Source organism: Streptomyces sp. AM 4-1-1, from assembly GCF_029167625.1.
Classification (GTDB): Bacteria; Actinomycetota; Actinomycetes; order Streptomycetales; family Streptomycetaceae; genus Streptomyces.
Map to the genome: position 1 here is coordinate 1317685 of NZ_CP119145.1, position 18336 is coordinate 1336020.

Genomic DNA, 18336 nt, shown 5'->3' on the forward strand with positions numbered 1-18336 from the left:
GATGACCCGCACCGACGCACTGGACCGGCTGCCCGTCCGTACCGCAGTGCCCGCCCTTCGGCGAGCGCTCGACGAACGGGGGGTGGCGGTCCTGTGCGCCCCGCCGGGCACCGGCAAGACGACCCTCGTACCCCTGGTGCTGGCCGGGCTCGTCGGGGGCGGTGCGCCGCGCCGGGTCCTGGTCGCCGAACCCCGGCGGATCGCGGCTCGGGCGGCGGCGCGGCGGATGGCGTGGCTGCTCGGTGAGGGGCCCGGCGGGCGGGTCGGTTTCACGGTGCGCGGGGAGCGCGTGGCCGGGCGCGAAACGGTGGTGGAGGTCGTGACCACGGGGGTGCTGCTCCAGCGCCTCCAGCGCGACCAGGAGCTGGCCGGGGTCGACACGGTGATCATCGACGAGTGTCACGAGCGCCATCTGGACGCGGACACGGTGGCCGCGTTCCTGCTCGACGTACGGGCCGCGATCCGGCCCGATCTGCGGCTGGTGGCGGCTTCGGCGACGACGGACGCGGAGGGCTGGGCGCGGCTGCTCGGTGACGCCCCGGTGGTGACGGCCCAGGGGGTCTCGCATCCGGTCGACGTGGTGTGGGCGCCGCCGCCCGCTCCGGTGCGTCCGCCGCACGGGATGCGGGTCGATCCCGCGCTGCTGTCCCATGTCGCGTCGGTGGTGCGGAGGGCGCTCACCGAGCGGGCCGGGGACGTGCTGTGCTTCCTGCCCGGCGTCGGGGAGATCGCCCGGGTGGCGGGGCAGTTGGCCGGGACCGGCGCGGAGGTGCTCCAGGTGCACGGACGGGCCTCCGCGGCCGTGCAGGACGCGGTGCTGGCCGGGTCGTCCGGGGGGCGGCGCGTGGTGCTGGCGACCTCGGTCGCGGAGTCGTCGCTGACCGTCCCCGGGGTGCGGACCGTCGTCGATTCGGGGCTGGCACGGGAGCCGCGCACCGATCACGCGCGGGGACTGGGCGCGCTCACGACCGTGCGGGCGTCGCGGGCGACGGGGCGGCAGCGGGCGGGCCGGGCCGGCCGGGAGGCGCCCGGTGCGGTGTACCGGTGCTGGACGGAGGCGGAGGACGGGCGGCTGGCCCGGTTCCCGGCCCCGGAGATCGAGGTGGCGGACCTGACCGCGTTCGCGCTCCAGGCCGCCTGCTGGGGCGATCCGGACGCGACGGGCCTGGCACTGCTGGATGCGCCGCCTGCCGGTGCGATGGGTGCGGCGCGGGAGGTGCTGTCGGCGGTCGGCGCGGTGGACGCGGCGGGGCGGGTGACCGAGCGGGGCGTACGCATGTCCCGGATCGGGCTGCATCCCCGGCTGGCACGGGCCCTGTTGGACGGGACCGCCGAGGTGGGGGCGCGCCGCGCGGCCGAGGTGGTGGCGCTGCTGAGCGAGGAACCGCCCCGGGAGTACGGGGACGATCTGGCCGGCGCCTGGCGAGGCGCGCGACGCGGCGGCGACGGGTACGCGGCGCGCTGGCGTCAGGAGGTGCGCCGACTGGCCTCCGCCGTCCAGGTGGCCGGCCGGGACCAGCGGTCGCACACGGGCGAGGACGGAACGGCCGGGTCCGGCGGCGGCGGAGGGACGGACGACGCGGTGGCCGGGCTGGTGGCGGCGCTGGCGTTCCCCGAGCGGGTGGCGCGGGCCCGGGGCGACGGGACGTTCCTGATGGTGTCGGGGACGGGGGCCGAACTGCGGGACGGTTCGCGGCTGCTCGCCGCCCCCTGGCTGGCCGTCGCGGTGGCGGACCGGCCCGCGCACGCCGCGTCCGCCCGGGTGCGGCTCGCGGCGGTCATCGACGAGGACACCGCCCGGCTGGCGGCGGGGCATCTGCTGGCCGCCGACGAGGAGGTGCGCTGGGCGGACGGCGATGTGGTCTCCCGTGCGGTGGAGCGGCTGGGCGCCGTCGAACTCTCCGTACGCGCGCTGCGCCGGCCGGAGCCCGCGCTGGTGCGCGGGGCCCTGCTCGACGGGTTGCGGCGCGAAGGGCTCGGGCTGCTGCGGTGGACGCGCGACACGCGGCAGCTGCGGGCCCGGCTCGCGTTCCTCCACCGCGTGCGGGGCGCGCCCTGGCCCGAGGTGTCGGACGACGCGCTGCTCACCCGTACCGAGGAGTGGCTGGAGCCGGAGCTGTCGCGGGCCCGGAACCGCGGCGATCTGGCGCGGGTCGACGCCGGACAGGCGCTGCGGCGGCTGCTGCCGTGGGCCACCGGTGAGGCGGCCCGGCTCGACGAGCTGGCGCCGGAGCGGATCGAGGTGCCGAGCGGGTCCCGTATCCGGGTGGAGTACGGCGATGAGCAGCCGGTCCTCGCGGTGAAGCTCCAGGAGTTGTTCGGCCTCCAGGAGACCCCCCGGGTGGCGGGGGTACCGGTCCTGGTGCATCTGCTGTCACCGGCCGGGCGTCCGGCGGCGGTGACGGCGGACCTGGCGTCGTTCTGGCGGGAGGGCTATCGGGCGGTACGGGCGGAGCTGCGGGGCCGGTATCCGAAGCACCCGTGGCCGGAGGACCCGGCGGCGGCGCCCGCGACGCGGTTCACCTCGGCCCGGTTCGGACGGCGCTGAGGGGCACGGAGCACAGCGACGCGGTAGGGCCGCGGCCGGTCGCGACGACTTGGTGCGCGGTGTCCGTACGAGGCGACTTCGGAACGCGGCGTTGCGTCCGTACCCGGCGTTGGGTCCGTACCCGGCGTTGGGTCCGTACGCGACGTTGCGTCCGTACGCGACGTTGCGTCCGTACGCGACGTTGCGTCCGTACGCGGCGATCTGATGCGTTGCGTCGTGATGCGCTGCGTCGTGATGCGCTGCGTCCTGGTGCTTTGTGTCCTGGTGCTTTGCGTCCGGATGCGGCGACTTGGATACGCGGCGTCCCGGTGTCCGGCCGTCGGCCGTGCGTTTCGCGCCTTCCGCTGGACCGCCTCGGGACGGCGAACAGCCCCCGCGCAGGGGTGCGGCGCGGGGACTGTTCGCCGGGGTGGCGGTGCGTGTCCCGGTCGTGACGGGACGGGGGCGGCGTCAGGCGACCTTCAGCTCGATGGTGAGCGTGCCGCCGCCCTCGGTGGTGAGCCGGAGCCGGTAGGTGCCGGGGGCGTCGTCGGCGACGATCCGCGGAAGTTTCAGTACGCCGTCGGTGCCGGTCCTGAGACCGGTGAGGGTACGGAGCTTCGCTCCGCCCTCGCCCTGGAAGTACGGGCCCTTGCCGTCCTTGACCGGCTGTCCGTCACTCGTGATCATCGTGGCGGTGACGGCGACGCCCACGGCGGCCGCGTCCTTGTAGGTGGCCCTGACCTCGACGCTGTCCGCGAACTGGCCGCCGGGAGCCGCGGTGAGTTCCTCGGCGCCGGTCCTGACGAGCGCGTCCGCCTGACGGGCCGTGACATGGGCGGTGTAGGTGACGGCCGGGACCGAGCCCTGCTGGGCCTCGGCCCGGACGGTGAAGTCGCCGGTCTTCTCGCCGGCGCGCAGGGCCGGTGCGGTGACGGTGCCGTCCTTGCCGGTGCGGCGGGTGACCGTGGCCGTGCCGTCGGTGAACCGGGCGTCGGTGTCCCCGGCGATCGTGAAGGTCACGGGCACGTCGGCGAGGGGGGCGCCGAGGGTGTTCCTGGCGCGGACCGCGATCCGCTCGGCGAAGTCGTCGCCCGTCATGGCGGTCAGCGGTCCGGTGCCCGCGTTCTCGATACCGGCGAGCGTCCGGGACGGCGTCGGCGTAGGAGTCGGCGTTGGGGTGGGGGTGGGCGTTGGGGTGGGGGTCGGCGTGGGTGTCGGCTTCGGGGCCGGGGTGGACGGGGCGGGGGGCGGGGTGACCGTGCCGGGCTCGGTGGGGCTCGGTGCGGAAGTGGTGGGCCGACCCCCGGCCGGGGGTGGGGTTAGGTTCGGGAGCGCGTCGTCGCTGCGACCGCCCGGGAGCACCCCGGTGCCGTCCGGCACCTCGTGGGTGCCGCGGTTGTAGAAGTCGAACCAGGAGCGGACCGTGGCCAGGTACTCCCGCGAGTGGTTGTAGCTGAGGACCGCCCGGTCCAGGTCCGAGGCGATCGCCAGGTCCCGGCCGCCCGCGCAGAGGTAGCGTCCGGCGGCGAGCGCCGCGTCATGGATGTTGTTGGGGTCCTTGCGTCCGTCACCGTTGCCGTCCTGGCCCCAGACGGCCCAGGTGGACGGGATGAACTGCATCGGGCCGACCGCCCGGTCGTGCGTCGAGTCCCCGTCGTACGCGCCGTGGTCGGTGTCCTTGATCAGGGCGAAGCCCTGCCCGTTGAGGGCCGGGCCGAGGATCGGGGTGAGGGTGGTGCCGTCGGCGTCGACCTTGCCGCCACGGGCCTGGCCGGACTCGACCTTGCCGATCGCGGCGAGGAGTTGCCAGGGCAGCCGGCACGCGGCGTCGGTGCTCGCGACGGTCCGTTCGGCCTGCTTGTACGCGGCGAGGATCGACGCGGGTATGCCGGACTCGGCGGCGCCGACGGCCGGTATCTCCACCGAATTGCCGGGTTTGTCAGCGGTGTTCAGCGGGGGCAGGTCCGTGTAGTACGGCGAGTTGCCGCTGGCCACCGCGTCGTCCGGGGCGGAGGAGGAGGCGGGACCGGCGGGCGGCTGGTCGTCGCCCAGGGCGAGCGGTGCCCCGGGGGCCTGCGAGGCGGAAAGCGCCGCCACGGCGGCAGCGGCCACCGCCGTGGTGGTCGCCCCCCTGCGCAGTCTGCGGCCGAATTGCGCTGCCATACGTCTGAACCCTCCCCGTCGTCGGCTGTTCGCGCTCCCCAGCGCGAGGACTCAGGTGACCCTACGGCAACTCGCGATGCCGTGGTATGGCAGCCTGACTCCTTCTCACCGCTTCTCACCGCTTCTTCACCTCACGGAAACGCGGGTGCGTCCCGGACGTCCCGGACGTCGCACGGTGGTCGTCCGCATTTCATCGGGCGGGGCCACGCCGACCCGGACCATGACGGTCCGGGAAACCGAACGGGCCGCCGGGAGCCCCGGCACACCCCGGGCCGCCGGACGCGCCCGCCCTGGCCGCGTCCCCCGGTCACACCCCCAACCGCAGCCCCGTGTCCCCGGGGCACACCCCGACCGCGTCCCCGTGCCCACGTTCCGCTCCCCCGGGCCGTGCCCGTGAGCCGTGCTGCCTGGGCGGTGTCCGTCGTGTCCCGCCCGGGCCCGGCCCGGGAAGCCCGGCGGGGCCCCGCGGACACGGTCCGGTTCGGTGTGCGGCTCAGTGCGCGGCGGACTCCCAGTCCGAGCCGACGCCGACCGACACGTCCAGCGGGGCACGCAGTTCGACCGCCGTGGCCATCTCGTGGCGGACGATCTCCTCGACCCGCTCACCCTCGCCCGCGGCGATCTCCAGGACGATTTCGTCATGGACCTGGAGCAGCATGCGGGAGTTGAGCCGCGCCTTGTTCAGGGCCCGGTCGACATTGAGCATCGCGACCTTCACGATGTCGGCCGCCGTGCCCTGGATGGGTGCGTTGAGCGCCATCCGCTCGGCCATCTCGCGGCGCTGCCGGTTGTCGCTGTTCAGGTCGGGGAGGTAGCGGCGGCGGCCGAAGACGGTCTCGGTGTAGTTGGTGGCGCGGGCCTTCTCCACCACGCGGTGCAGATAGTCGCGGACCCCGCCGAACCGCTCGAAGTAGGTGTCCATCAGGCCGCGCGCCTCACCGGCCTCGATGTTCAGCTGCTGGGACAGGCCGAACGCGGAGAGCCCGTAGGCCAGCCCGTACGACATGGCCTTGATCTTGCGGCGCATCTCCGGGTCCACGGCGCTCTTGTCGACTCCGAACACCTGCGAGGCGACCGTGGTGTGCAGGTCCTCGCCCGAGGTGAACGCCTCGATCAGGCCGGCGTCCTCCGACAGGTGCGCCATCACCCGCAGCTCGATCTGGCTGTAGTCGGCCGTCATCAGCGTCTCGAAGCCCTCGCCGACGACGAAGCCACGGCGGATGGCACGGCCCTCGTCGGTACGGACCGGAATGTTCTGGAGGTTGGGGTCGGTGGAGGAGAGCCTGCCGGTCGCCGCCACCGTCTGGTTGAACGTGGTGTGGATGCGGCCGTCCGCCGCGATCGTCTTGACCAGACCCTCGACGGTGACCCGCAGCTTCGCCTGCTCGCGGTGGCGCAGCATGATGACCGGCAGCTCGTGCTCGGTCTGCGCGGCGAGCCAGGCCAGCGCGTCGGCGTCGGTCGTGAAACCGGTCTTCGTCTTCTTGGTCCTGGGCAGCCCCAGTTCGCCGAAGAGGACTTCCTGGAGCTGCTTGGGCGAGCCGAGGTTGAACTCATGGCCCACCGCCGCGTGCGCCTCCTTCACCGCCTGCTGCACGGCGCCCGCGAACTGCTGCTCCATGCCTTCCAGATGGGCCCGGTCGGCGGCGATGCCGTGCCGCTCCAGCCGGGCCAGCAGGGCGGAGGTGGGAAGCTCCATGTCGTGCAGCAGCTCCAGCGCGCCGACCTCCTGGAGCCGGACGGTGAACGCCTCGCCCAGGTCCAGGACCGCGCGGGCCTGCGCCATCAGCGCGTCGGCCTCCGCCTGGTCGTCGGCGCCGAACGCCAGCTGCCCGTCGGAGGCGGCCGCCGGGGCCAGCTCCCGGCCGAGGTATTCCACGGCCAGCGCGTCCAGCGCGAAGGAGCGCCGGCCGGGCTTGACCAGATAGGCGGCGAGAGCGGTGTCCATCGTGACGCCGTCGACCCGCCAGCCGTGCTCGGGGAAGACCCGCATGGCGCTCTTCGCGTTGTGCATGACCTTCGGCCGCCCGGGGTCCGCGATCCACGCGGCGAACGCCCGCTCGTCGGCCTCGTCGAGCTGCGCGGGGTCGAACCACGCCGCCGCGCCGTCCGCGGCCGCCAGGGCGATCTCCGTGACACTGCCCGCGCCCAGCGCCCAGGTGTCGACGGTCACGACACCCAGCGGCTGTCCGGCGTGCTCGGCCAGCCAGGGCGCGACCTGGCCGGAGCCCAGCACCGCCCCGTCCAGCGCGATACCGGCGGCGGGCGCCGGGGCGTCCGCCTCGGCGGCGCCCGGGTCGACGGCGAGCAGCCGCTCGCGCAGGCTCGGGTTGCGGATCTCCAGGACGTCCAGGACCCCGGTCACCGCCGTGCGGTCGTACGGGGCGCGCCCCAGGTCCTGCGGGGCCTTCGGCAGCGCCACGTCACGGACCATCTCGGTCAGCCGGCGGTTCATCCGCACGGAGTCCAGGTGATCGCGGAAGTTCTGCCCGGCCTTGCCCTTGACCTCGTCGGCGCGCTCCACCAGCTCGTCGAACGAACCGAACTGATTGATCCACTTCGCCGCGGTCTTCTCACCGACCCCGGGGATGCCCGGAAGATTGTCCGAGGGGTCGCCGCGCAGCGCCGCGAAGTCCGGGTACTGCCGCGGGGTCAGTCCGTACTTCTCCTCGACCTTGGCCGGGGTGAAGCGGGTCAGCTCGGACACCCCCTTGGTGGGGTAGAGCACCGTGACGTGGTCGGTGATCAGCTGGAACGAGTCCCGGTCGCCCGTCACGATCAGCACCTCGAAGCCCGCCGCCTCGGCCTGGGTGGCGAGGGTGGCGATGACGTCGTCCGCCTCGAAGCCGTCGACCGCGAACCGGTCCGCGTGCATCGCGTCCAGGAGCTCGCCGATCAGCTCGACCTGCCCCTTGAACTCGTCGGGGGTCTTCGAGCGGTTCGCCTTGTACTCCGGGAACTCCTCGGACCGCCATGTCTTGCGGGAGACGTCGAAGGCCACCGCGAAATGCGTCGGCGACTCGTCACGCAACGTGTTCGCGAGCATCGACGCGAAGCCGTACACCGCGTTCGTCGGCTGCCCCGTGCCGGTCGTGAAATTCTCCGCGGGCAGGGCGAAGAACGCCCGGTACGCCAGGGAGTGCCCGTCCATCAGGAGCAGGCGCGGTCGGTTGTCTGCCGTCTTCTTCGATGCCGTCTCAGCCACGTCCCCGATCCTGCCACGGACCACTGACAATCCCGACCGAGCGCACCTCCCGGGCACCCCGCCGACCACACGTGACAGGATCGAACACCTGCACCTGTTATACGCACGTATGGCCGGACACCGTCGGTACGGGCCGGTCACGGACAGGCACCGCGCAGACTCGAAGGGGACACCATGGCCACCAAGCCGCCCACCGGCGACCCGGTCCAGGACGCGCCGCAGGTCACGGCCGCGCCGCACGCCGCCGCCGGACTGCCCGCCGTCGCCCACACCCTGCGCGCCGCCACGCGCCAGATGGGACTGCGACGCACCGCGCGCACCCTGCTCAAGGTCAACCAGAAGGACGGCTTCGACTGCCCCGGATGCGCCTGGCCCGAGGGCGACGAACGGCACACCGCGGAGTTCTGCGAGAACGGCGCCAAGGCAGTCGCCGAGGAGGCCACCCTGCGCCGCGTCACCCCCGAGTTCTTCGCCGCGCACCCCGTCGCCGACCTCGCCATCCGCAGCGGCTACTGGCTCGGCCAGCAGGGCCGCATCACCCACCCGATGCTGCTGGAGACCGGAACCGGCCCCGACGGACGGGACCACTACGAGCCGGTGTCCTGGGAACGGGCCTTCGCGATCATCGCCGAGGAACTGCGCGCACTGGACTCACCCGACGAGGCCCTGTTCTACACCTCCGGCCGCACCAGCAACGAAGCGGCGTTCCTCCTCCAGCTCCTCGCCCGCGAATTCGGCACCAACAACCTGCCGGACTGCTCCAACATGTGCCACGAGTCGTCCGGCTCGGCACTGACCGAGACCATCGGCGTCGGCAAGGGCAGCGTCTCACTGGAAGACCTCCACCACGCCGACCTCGTCATCGTCGCCGGACAGAACCCCGGCACCAACCACCCCCGGATGCTCTCGGCACTGGAGCGGGCCAAAACCGCGGGCGCGAAGATCATTTCGGTGAACCCGCTGCCCGAGGCCGGACTGGAACGGTTCAAGAACCCGCAGACCCCCCGCGGCATGCTCCGCGGCACCGCCCTCACCGACCTCTTCCTCCAGATCCGCATCGGCGGCGACCAAGCCCTCTTCCGGCTCCTCAACAAACTGATCCTCGACACCGAGGGCGCCGTCGACGAAGCGTTCGTACAGGAACACACCCACGGCTACGAGGAATTCGCCACCGCCGCCCGAACAGCCGACTGGGAGCGGACACTCACCGCCACCGGCCTCGACCGCGCCGACATCGAACAGGCGCTGAGCATGATCCTCGCGTCGAAACGCACGATCGTGTGCTGGGCGATGGGCCTCACCCAGCACAAGCACTCCGTGCCCACCATCCGGGAAGTCGTCAACTTCCTCCTGCTGCGCGGCAACATCGGCCGTCCCGGAGCCGGCGTCTGCCCCGTGCGCGGCCACTCCAACGTCCAGGGCGACCGCACCATGGGCATCTTCGAACGACCCGCACCCGCCTTCCTCGACGCCCTCGACAAGGAATTCGGGATCACCTCACCACGCCACCACGGCTACGACGTCGTCCGCGCCATCCGCGCCCTGCGCGACGGCGACGCGAAGGTCTTCTTCGCCATGGGCGGCAACTTCGTCTCCGCCACCCCCGACACCCTCGTCACCGAGGCCGCGATGCGCCGCGCCCGGCTCACCGTCCACGTGTCCACCAAACTCAACCGCTCGCACGCCGTCACCGGCGCCCGCGCCCTGATCCTCCCCACCCTCGGCCGCACCGACAAGGACACCCAGGCGACCGGCAGACAGACCGTCACCGTCGAGGACTCCATGGGCATGGTCCACTCCTCACGCGGCAACCTCACCCCCGCGAGCCCCCACCTGCTCTCCGAACCCGCCATCGTCGCCCGACTCGCCCGCGCCGTCCTCGGCAGCAGATCCGCCACCCCCTGGGAGGACTTCGAACGGGACTACGCACTGATCCGCGACCGGATCGCCCGCGTGATACCCGGATTCGAGGACTTCAACGCCCGCGTCGCCCGCCCCGGCGGCTTCGCCCTCCCGCACGCCCCCCGCGACGAACGCCGCTTCCCCACCACCACCGGCAAGGCCAACTTCACCGCCGCACCCGTCGAGTTCCCCGAACTCCCCGAAGGCAGACTGCTGTTGCAGACCCTTCGCTCCCACGACCAGTACAACACCACCATCTACGGCCTCGACGACCGCTACCGCGGCATCAAGGGCGGCCGCCGCGTCGTCATGATCCACCCCGACGACGCCCGCACCCTCGGCCTCGCCGACGGCGCCTACACCGACCTCGTCAGCGAATGGAAGGACGGCGTGGAACGCCGCGCCCCGGGCTTCCGTGTGGTGCACTACCCCACCGCCCGCGGCTGCGCCGCCGCCTACTACCCCGAGACCAACGTGCTGGTCCCCCTCGACTCCACCGCCGACACCAGCAACACCCCCGCCAGCAAATCCGTCGTCGTGCGCTTCGAGAGCCCCGGGAGCCCGCCCGGCGACACGCCCTGAGCGCCCACCGGCCGTCTGATAGGAACGGAGCACACAACAGCGCACCCCGCGGACGATCGGAGCCGGAACCCATGGGCGAGCACACCTCACCGAACTTCCCTCAGGAGACCATCGACGAGTACGCCGGCCTGGGCGTCGACCTGCCCGCGCTGTTCTCCGCCGGCCACCTCGGCGAGCGCATGGGGATACGGATCACCGAGGCGTCCGCGGACCGCGTCGTCGCCACCATGCCCGTCGAGGGCAACACCCAGCCGTACGGTCTGCTGCACGGCGGCGCCTCCGCGGTCCTCGCCGAAACCCTCGGCTCCGTCGGTTCCATGCTGCACGGCGGCGCGGGCAAGGTCGCTGTGGGTGTCGACCTGAACTGCACCCACCACCGCGGCGTGATCAGCGGACTGGTCACCGGTGTGGCCACCCCCGTGCACCGGGGCCGCTCCACCGCCACGTACGAGATCGTCATCACCGACGAGCAGGACAGACGGGTCTGCTCGGCCCGCCTGACCTGCCTGCTCCGCGACAACCCGCAGGCAGCCGCCGTCTGACCGGCTCTCAGCCGGCCGCCACCGCCACCGCCCGCCCCGCGGGCACCCGCACCCTCGCACCTGCCCGGCCCGGTCCCGTACCGGCCGGGCAGACCCATATCGGCGGAAAATCAGAGGAGTTGAGACCGATTCCGGTCAACTCCCTTGACGCACCATCCCGTTGTGTGAAAAGCACGCCATTCGCACGCCCCCGCGCGGGCGCCGGCACACACCACGACGCGTCGAACACTTCACCCCACAAGTAACCCTGCGTAACAGACACCCGGCCAGGAACGGCCACCAGGCCGACAGGCACCCCCGGACCGACACCCTCCGCACAGCCGTCGACACCTTCCCGCACCCCCTCCCCGCGACAGCACCAAGATCCACTCAAGCCCCTTAGCAGAGCTGCGAGTTCTCACCATGCGAGCACTTTTCGCGCCACCGGAAAGCCGGACAAGTCCCGACAGCGTCCACCCGCTTTCCCCGGCGGCATAACAAGACAGTCACATCATTCGTCTCCGCTATCCCGACGCCCACCACCTGCGCTTAGAGTCACGGCCAGTCACCGCGCCGCCGGGCGCGTCGAGCACGGCCCTGTACCAACCAGTACGGCCCGGCGATCGACACGGCACCTCAGCAGAGGAGGCCGCGCCAGGGAAAGGACCCATCGTGCGACACCGTTCCTCGCTCATACTGACCGCAGTGCTCACCACCGGAGCACTCACACTCACCGCCTGCGGGTCGCGCGACGACGGGAAGAAGAGCAGCAGCGGCGATACCCAGACCGTGGTCATCGGCCTCGACGCGCCACTGACCGGCGACCTCTCCGCCCTCGGCCTCGGCATCAAGAACTCCGCCGACCTCGCCGTCAAAACAGCGAACAAAGAAAAAACCGTCCCCGGCATCACCTTCGAACTCAAGGCACTCGACGACCAGGCCCAGCCCTCCGTCGGCCAGCAGAACGCCACCAAGTTCATCGACGGCAAGAACGTCCTCGGCGTCGTCGGCCCCCTCAACTCCGGCGTCTCCCAGTCGATGCAGAAACCACTCAGCGACGCCGGACTCACCCAGGTCTCCCCCGCCAACACGGGCACCGAACTGACCCAGGGCGAAAACTGGAAGACCGGCGACAAGAAGCGCCCGTACAAGACCTACTTCCGCACCGCGACCACCGACGCCATCCAAGGCGCCTTCGCCGCGAAGTACCTCTTCAACGACGCGAAGATCACCCAGGCCTACCTCATCGACGACCAGAAGCCCTACGGCGCCGGATTGGCCGCCTCCTTCAAGCAGACCTTCACCGCCCTCGGCGGAAAGATCGCCGGAAGCGACCACATCAACCCCGACGACCGCGACTTCAACTCCGTCGTCGCCAAGGTCAAGAAGTCCGGCGCCAAAGCCGTCTACTACGGCGGCGAATACCCCGCCGGCGCCCCCCTCAGCCAACAGCTCAAGGACAGCGTCGCCATCCCCCTCATGGGCGGCGACGGCATGTACAGCGCCGACTTCATCAAACTCAACAAAAAAGCCGAAGGCGACATCGCCACCTCCATCGGCAAACCCGTCGAAGAACTCGACTCCGCCAAGAAGTTCATCGCCGACTACAAGACAGCCGGCTACAAGGACGCCTACGAGGCCTACGGCGGCGGCACCTACGACGCCACCTGGTCGATCATCGAAGCCGTCAAGATCGCCGTCACCGACAACGACGGAAAACTCCCCGACAACGCCCGCGCCAAGGTCCTCGACGCCATGGCCAAGGTCAACTTCGACGGCGTCACCGGCCCCGTCTCCTTCGACGAATACGGCGACACCACCAACACCATGCTGACCGCCTACCAGGTCACCGCAGGCGCATGGAAGTCCAAGCTCAGCGAGGCCTACAAAAAGGACTGACCAGGCCCTCCCGGCCACGCACCGACACCAGACCGCGCGGGAGCGCCACGAGCACTCCCGCGCGGTGCCACATCCGAACCACTCCACGGAGGCCCTGCGGTGAACGAACTGCCGCAACAGCTGGCCAATGGACTCATCCTCGGCGCGATGTACGGTCTCATCGCGATCGGCTACACGATGGTCTACGGAATCATCCAGCTCATCAACTTCGCCCACGGCGAAATCTTCATGATCGGGGGCTTCGGAGCCCTCACCGTCCACCTCTGGATGCCCGCCGGCTCCCCCCTCCTCGCAACCATCCCCCTCATGATCATCGGCGGCGTCATCTGCTCCGTCGCCATCAGCGCCGCAGCCGAACGCTTCGCCTACCGCCCCCTGCGCACCGCACCACGCCTCGCCCCACTCATCACCGCCATCGGCCTCTCCCTCGCCCTCCAGCAAGCCATCTGGATGTGGTACCCCGACGCCACCAAGGACCGACCCTTCCCCCAGTTCAAGGGCGAAGCGTTCGACATCTTCGGCGCCCACGTCCAACGCGGCGACCTCTTCGTCCTCATCGCCGCCCCGATCTGCATGTTCGCCCTCGGCCTCTTCGTCTCGAAAACCCGCGCCGGCCGCGGCATGCAAGCCACCTCACAAGACCCCGACACCGCCAAACTCATGGGCATCAACACCGACCGCATCATCGTCATGGCCTTCGCCATCGGCGCCGCGTTCGCCGCCGTCGCCGCCGTCGCCTACGGACTCAAGAACGGCCAGATCGGCTTCCGCATGGGCTTCATCATGGGCCTCAAAGCCTTCACCGCGGCCGTACTCGGCGGAATCGGCAACATCTACGGAGCCATGCTCGGCGGAATCGTCCTCGGCGTCGCCGAATCACTCGCCACCGGCTACATGAGCGACGTCCCCGGCATGGAACTCTTCGGCGGCGGAGCCTGGAAGGACGTATGGGCCTTCGTCCTCCTCATCATCGTCCTGCTGCTACGGCCCCAAGGCCTGCTCGGCGAACGCGTCGCGGATCGGGCGTGACACCCATGAACACACACACCACCACGCCCCACCCCACCCCCCTCATCAACCTCCCCACCACCATCACCCGCCCCGCCACCATCACCGGCGCCACCATCGCCTTCGCCGGCACCTTCCTCCCCTGGACCTGGACCGACGAATTCCCCGGCGACCTCACCGTCACCGGCTACCCCGGCGGCCTCCAGGTCCTCACCCTCGTCGGCGCCGCACTCACCCTGCTCTTCACACTCTCCGGCTACCACCCCCGAGGCCTGCGCTGGCTCACCCCCGGCGGCACCAACAGCCCCGTCCGACTCCTCGCCCTCGGCACCCTCGGCACCACCGGCTACGCCCTCGGCGCGATCGCCGCCAAACTCGGCGGCGTCGTCAACCTCGAACCAGGCGCCTGGATCAGCGGCATCGGCGCACTCCTCGCCACCCTCGCCGCATTCGGACTCCCCGACGACCAGCCACCACCCGACAACGACCAACAACCGAACACCTGGCACCGCTTCCGGCACAGCCTCCGGGCCCCCTCACCCACCCGCGCCCGAACACTCCCCTCCTGGGCGGAAATCCTCCTCGTCGTCGCCGCCTTCGCCGTATCGCTGTACGTCCTCACCTACGGCATCGACATCGACATCGACAACCCCCAGCTCTTCATCGGCTTCATCATCATCCTCGGCTTCTCGGTCACCGCACTCGGCCGAGCCGGACTCATCTCCCGCATCACCGCACTCACCGCCAAATACCGCAACATCACCCTCGTCGCAGCACTCGTCGCCGCCCTCTGCTTCCCCTTCACCCAGCACAACGAAGAATTCGTACTCATCGGCGCCAACATCCTCATCTTCGGCACCGTCGCCCTCGGCCTCAACGTCGTCGTCGGCCTCGCCGGACTGCTCGACCTCGGATACGTCGCCTTCCTCGGCGTCGGCGCCTACGCGGCCGCCCTCGTCTCCGGCTCCCCCATGTCCCCCATCGGCGTCCAATTCCCCTTCTGGGCCGCCGTCCTCACCGGAGCCGCCACCTCACTCGTCTTCGGCGTCCTCATCGGCGCCCCGACCCTCCGACTACGCGGCGACTACCTCGCCATCGTCACCCTCGGCTTCGGTGAAATCTTCCGGCTCACCGTCAACGCCCTCAACGGCAACAGCGGCCCCGACCTCACCAACGGCTCCCAAGGCATCCCCAGCATCCCCGACCTCAACCTCCTCGGCTTCGACTTCGGCACCAGCCACGACATCAGCGGCTTCACCCTCGGCAGATCCGCCAACTACTACCTGCTGATGCTCATCGTCACCGCCCTCGTCGTCCTCGTCTTCCGCCGCTCCGGAGAATCCCGCATCGGCCGCGCCTGGGTCGCCATCCGCGAAGACGAAACCGCCGCCACCGCCATGGGCATCAACGCCTTCCGCCTCAAACTCCTCGCCTTCGCCCTCGGCGCCACCCTCGCCGGCCTCGCCGGAACCGTACAAGCACACGTCAACTACACCGTCACCCCCGAGCAATACGCCTTCGCCGGCTCCGCACCCCCCAACTCCGCGTTCCTCCTCGCCGCCGTCATCCTCGGCGGCATGGGAACCCTCAGCGGACCACTCATCGGCGCCGCACTCCTCTACCTCATCCCGGCCAAACTCCAATTCATGCACGACTACCAGCTCTTCCTCTTCGGCATCGCACTCATCCTCCTGATGCGCTTCCGCCCCGAAGGACTCGTAGCCGACCGCAGGAAACAACTCGAATTCCACGAGACCGGCCAACTCGACGTACCACCCGACCAACCACTCACCGGCCAGGCCACCGACGCCACCAAGACGGGGGCGTGACCACCATGACCAAGAACACCACCACCGCCCCCGCCGAACCCGGCACCACCGTCCTCGACGCCAGCGGCGTCACCATGCGCTTCGGCGGACTCACCGCCGTACGCTCCGTCGACCTCACCGTCGGCGCCGGCGAAATCGTCGGCCTCATCGGCCCCAACGGCGCCGGAAAAACCACCTTCTTCAACTGTCTCACCGGGCTCTACGTCCCCACCGAAGGCAAAGTCAGCTACCGCGGCACCGTCCTGCCACCCAAACCCCACCTCGTCACCCAGGCAGGCATCGCCCGCACCTTCCAGAACATCCGCCTCTTCGCCAACATGACCGTCCTGGAAAACGTCCTCGTCGGACGCCACACCAGAACCAAAGAAGGACTCTGGTCCGCACTCCTGCGCCTGCCCGGCTACCAGAGAGCCGAAAAAGCCGGCCGCGAACGCGCCATGGAACTCCTGGAGTTCATCGGCCTCCAGCACAAGGCCGACCACCTCGCGCGAAACCTCCCCTACGGCGAACAACGCAAACTGGAGATCGCCCGCGCACTCGCCAGCGACCCCGGACTCCTCCTCCTCGACGAGCCCACCGCCGGCATGAACCCCCAGGAAACCCGCACCACCGAAGAACTCGTCTTCGCCATCCGCGACCAGGGCATCGCCATCCTCGTCATCGAGCACGACATGCGCTTCATCTTCAACCTCTGCGACCGGGTCGCCGTCCTCGTCCAGGGCGAAAAACTCGTCGAAGGCACCTCCGACGTCGTCCAGGGCGACGAACGCGTCGTCGCCGCCTACCTCGGCACCCCCTTCGAAGGCGCCCCCGGCGCCGAGGAAGTCGCCGAAGTACAAGCGGCGGAAGCCCAAGCCGCCGAAGCCGCAGCGCCCGACACCACCACCGACAACCCCGCCACCGGCACCGGCACCGGCACCGGCACGAAGGAGGACACCCCATGACCGCGCTCCTGGAGGTCGAAGACCTCCGCGTCGCCTACGGCAAGATCGAAGCCGTGAAGGGCATCTCCTTCACCGTCCAGGCCGGCGAGATCGTGACCCTCATCGGCACCAACGGCGCCGGAAAGACCACCACCCTGCGCACCCTCTCCGGGCTGCTCAAACCACTCGCCGGACGCATCACCTTCGACGGCAGACCGCTGACCGGCGTCCCCGCACACAAGATCGTCGCACTGGGCCTCGCCCACTCCCCCGAGGGACGGCACATCTTCCCCCGGCTGACGATCTCCGACAACCTCCGGCTGGGCGCCTATCTGCGCGGCGACAAGGCAGGCATCGAGAAGGACATCCAACGCGCCTACGACCTCTTCCCCATCCTCGGGGAACGACGCAAACAGGCGGCGGGCACCCTCTCGGGCGGCGAACAACAGATGCTCGCCATGGGACGCGCCCTGATGTCCCAGCCCAAACTGCTCATGCTCGACGAGCCCTCCATGGGACTCTCACCGATCATGATGCAGAAGATCATGGAGACCATCGTCGAACTGAAGGCCCAGGGCACGACGATCCTGCTGGTCGAGCAGAACGCCCAGGCCGCACTGTCACTCGCCGACCAGGGCCACGTCATGGAGGTCGGCCGGGTCGTCCTGTCCGGCACCGGCCGGGACCTGCTGCACGACGAGTCGGTCCGCAAGGCGTACCTCGGCGAGGACTGACCGTCCGGTCCGAACATACGGAAGTGGCCCGCGCCCCGGAACTCACCATCCGGGGCACGGGCCACTTCCCGTACGGAATCCGGCGTACGAACCGGTCCCGCGCGGGGCCGCTACTGGGCGCCCTCGGCGTCCTTCGCCGCCTTCTTCTCCTCGGCGTCCTCGATCAACGCCTCGGCGAGCTGCTGCATGGACAGCCGACGGTCCATCGACGTCTTCTGAATCCACCGGAACGCGGCGGGCTCCGACAGCCCGTAGTCGGTCTGCAGAATGCTCTTCGCCCGGTCCACCAGCTTCCGCGTCTCCAGCCGCTGGGCGAGGTCCGCGACCTCCCCCTCCAGCGCCTTCAGCTCCGCGAACCGGGAGACCGCCATCTCGATGGCCGGCACCACGTCGCTCTTGCTGAACGGCTTCACGAGGTACGCCATCGCCCCGGCGTCCCTGGCTCGCTCGACGAGGTCGCGCTGCGAGAACGCGGTGAGCATCAGCACGGGCGCGATGGACTCCCCCGCGATGCGCTCGGCGGCCGAGATCCCGTCGAGAACGGGCATCTTCACATCGAGGATGACGAGGTCCGGGCGGTGCTCCCGGGCCAGCTCGACAGCCTTCTCACCGTCCCCGGCCTCGCCCACCACGGAGTACCCCTCCTCCTCCAGCATCTCTTTGAGATCGAGGCGGATGAGGGCCTCGTCCTCGGCGATGACGACACGGGTCGTCAGCGGCGGGACGTGCGACTTGTCGTCGTCGGCGGCGGGCTGGGGCGACTCGGGGGCGGTCACGGGGGCTCCTCGTTGCGGGCCGGGCAAGTAATGCTGCTTGTCCAGCCTACCCAGCAGCGGCGGCCCACAGTGACCCGGTACACTTCGGGGCAGCCGTTCAACCTGCCCGGTTGGTGGAATCGGTTAGACACGCGGCACTCAAAATGCCGTGCCCTGTGGGCATGTGGGTTCGAGTCCCACACCGGGCACTTCTGAATCGAAAGCGGATGTTCACTTTCTCGTGAACATCCGCTTTTTCTACGTGTCGCCATGCCACACGACTCA

11 protein-coding genes and 1 tRNA gene are annotated in these 18336 nt (G+C 70.4%); 9 read left to right on the top strand and 3 right to left on the bottom strand.

Annotated features, from left to right (window positions below; all coding sequences use genetic code 11):
* Position 1 precedes the first annotated feature (1 nt).
* Entirely contained in the window at positions 2-2548 is a 2547-nt protein-coding gene (gene hrpB / locus PZB75_RS05460; RefSeq protein WP_275534148.1) for an ATP-dependent helicase HrpB, read from the top strand.
* Positions 2549-2998: 450 nt separating this feature from the next.
* On the opposite strand, the gene PZB75_RS05465 is transcribed toward hrpB, so the two are convergent.
* Entirely contained in the window at positions 2999-4693 is a 1695-nt protein-coding gene (locus PZB75_RS05465; RefSeq protein ID WP_275534149.1) for a lytic murein transglycosylase, read from the bottom strand.
* A 493-nt stretch (positions 4694-5186) separates the two neighbouring features.
* A complete protein-coding gene (gene polA / locus PZB75_RS05470) occupies positions 5187-7898 on the bottom strand; it encodes a DNA polymerase I (RefSeq protein ID WP_275534150.1) in 2712 nt (903 codons plus the stop codon).
* Between the two features lie 174 nt (positions 7899-8072).
* On the opposite strand from polA, the gene PZB75_RS05475 reads away from it, so the two are divergent.
* From PZB75_RS05475 to PZB75_RS05505, 7 genes are all read left to right on the top strand, one after another.
* Positions 8073-10382: an FdhF/YdeP family oxidoreductase gene (locus tag PZB75_RS05475; protein WP_275534151.1), complete on the top strand. Its 2310-nt coding sequence runs from the start codon at positions 8073-8075 to the stop codon at positions 10380-10382.
* Between the two features lie 71 nt (positions 10383-10453).
* Positions 10454-10924, top strand: a complete 471-nt coding sequence (locus PZB75_RS05480; RefSeq protein WP_275534152.1) for a hotdog fold thioesterase — start codon at positions 10454-10456, stop codon at positions 10922-10924.
* A 651-nt stretch (positions 10925-11575) separates the two neighbouring features.
* Positions 11576-12802 carry a branched-chain amino acid ABC transporter substrate-binding protein gene (locus PZB75_RS05485; protein ID WP_275534153.1) on the top strand — a complete coding sequence of 409 codons (1227 nt, stop codon included), beginning with the start codon at positions 11576-11578 and terminating at the stop codon, positions 12800-12802.
* 99 nt (positions 12803-12901) lie between these two features.
* Positions 12902-13831, top strand: coding sequence for a branched-chain amino acid ABC transporter permease (locus tag PZB75_RS05490; RefSeq protein ID WP_275534154.1), 930 nt, complete (start codon positions 12902-12904; stop codon positions 13829-13831).
* 5 nt (positions 13832-13836) lie between these two features.
* On the top strand, positions 13837-15639 hold the full coding sequence (locus tag PZB75_RS05495) for a branched-chain amino acid ABC transporter permease (RefSeq protein WP_275534155.1): 1803 nt from the start codon (positions 13837-13839) through the stop codon (positions 15637-15639).
* 5 nt (positions 15640-15644) lie between these two features.
* The gene (locus PZB75_RS05500; RefSeq protein ID WP_275538598.1) at positions 15645-16583 is read left to right on the top strand and encodes an ABC transporter ATP-binding protein; all 939 of its coding nucleotides are present in this window, start codon (positions 15645-15647) and stop codon (positions 16581-16583) included.
* Positions 16580-17296 (top strand): ABC transporter ATP-binding protein, encoded by a 717-nt coding sequence (locus tag PZB75_RS05505; RefSeq protein WP_275534156.1) that lies wholly within the window; start codon positions 16580-16582, stop codon positions 17294-17296. The genes PZB75_RS05500 and PZB75_RS05505 overlap by 4 nt, the downstream gene beginning before the upstream one ends.
* A 110-nt stretch (positions 17297-17406) precedes the next feature.
* Here the strand turns inward: PZB75_RS05505 and PZB75_RS05510 are convergent, their stop codons facing one another.
* Complete coding sequence (locus PZB75_RS05510) at positions 17407-18072, bottom strand: response regulator (protein WP_275534157.1); 666 nt, start codon at positions 18070-18072, stop codon at positions 17407-17409.
* A 104-nt stretch (positions 18073-18176) separates the two neighbouring features.
* On the opposite strand from PZB75_RS05510, the gene PZB75_RS05515 reads away from it, so the two are divergent.
* A tRNA-Leu gene (locus tag PZB75_RS05515) sits at positions 18177-18260 on the top strand.
* Positions 18261-18336: the final 76 nt, after the last annotated feature.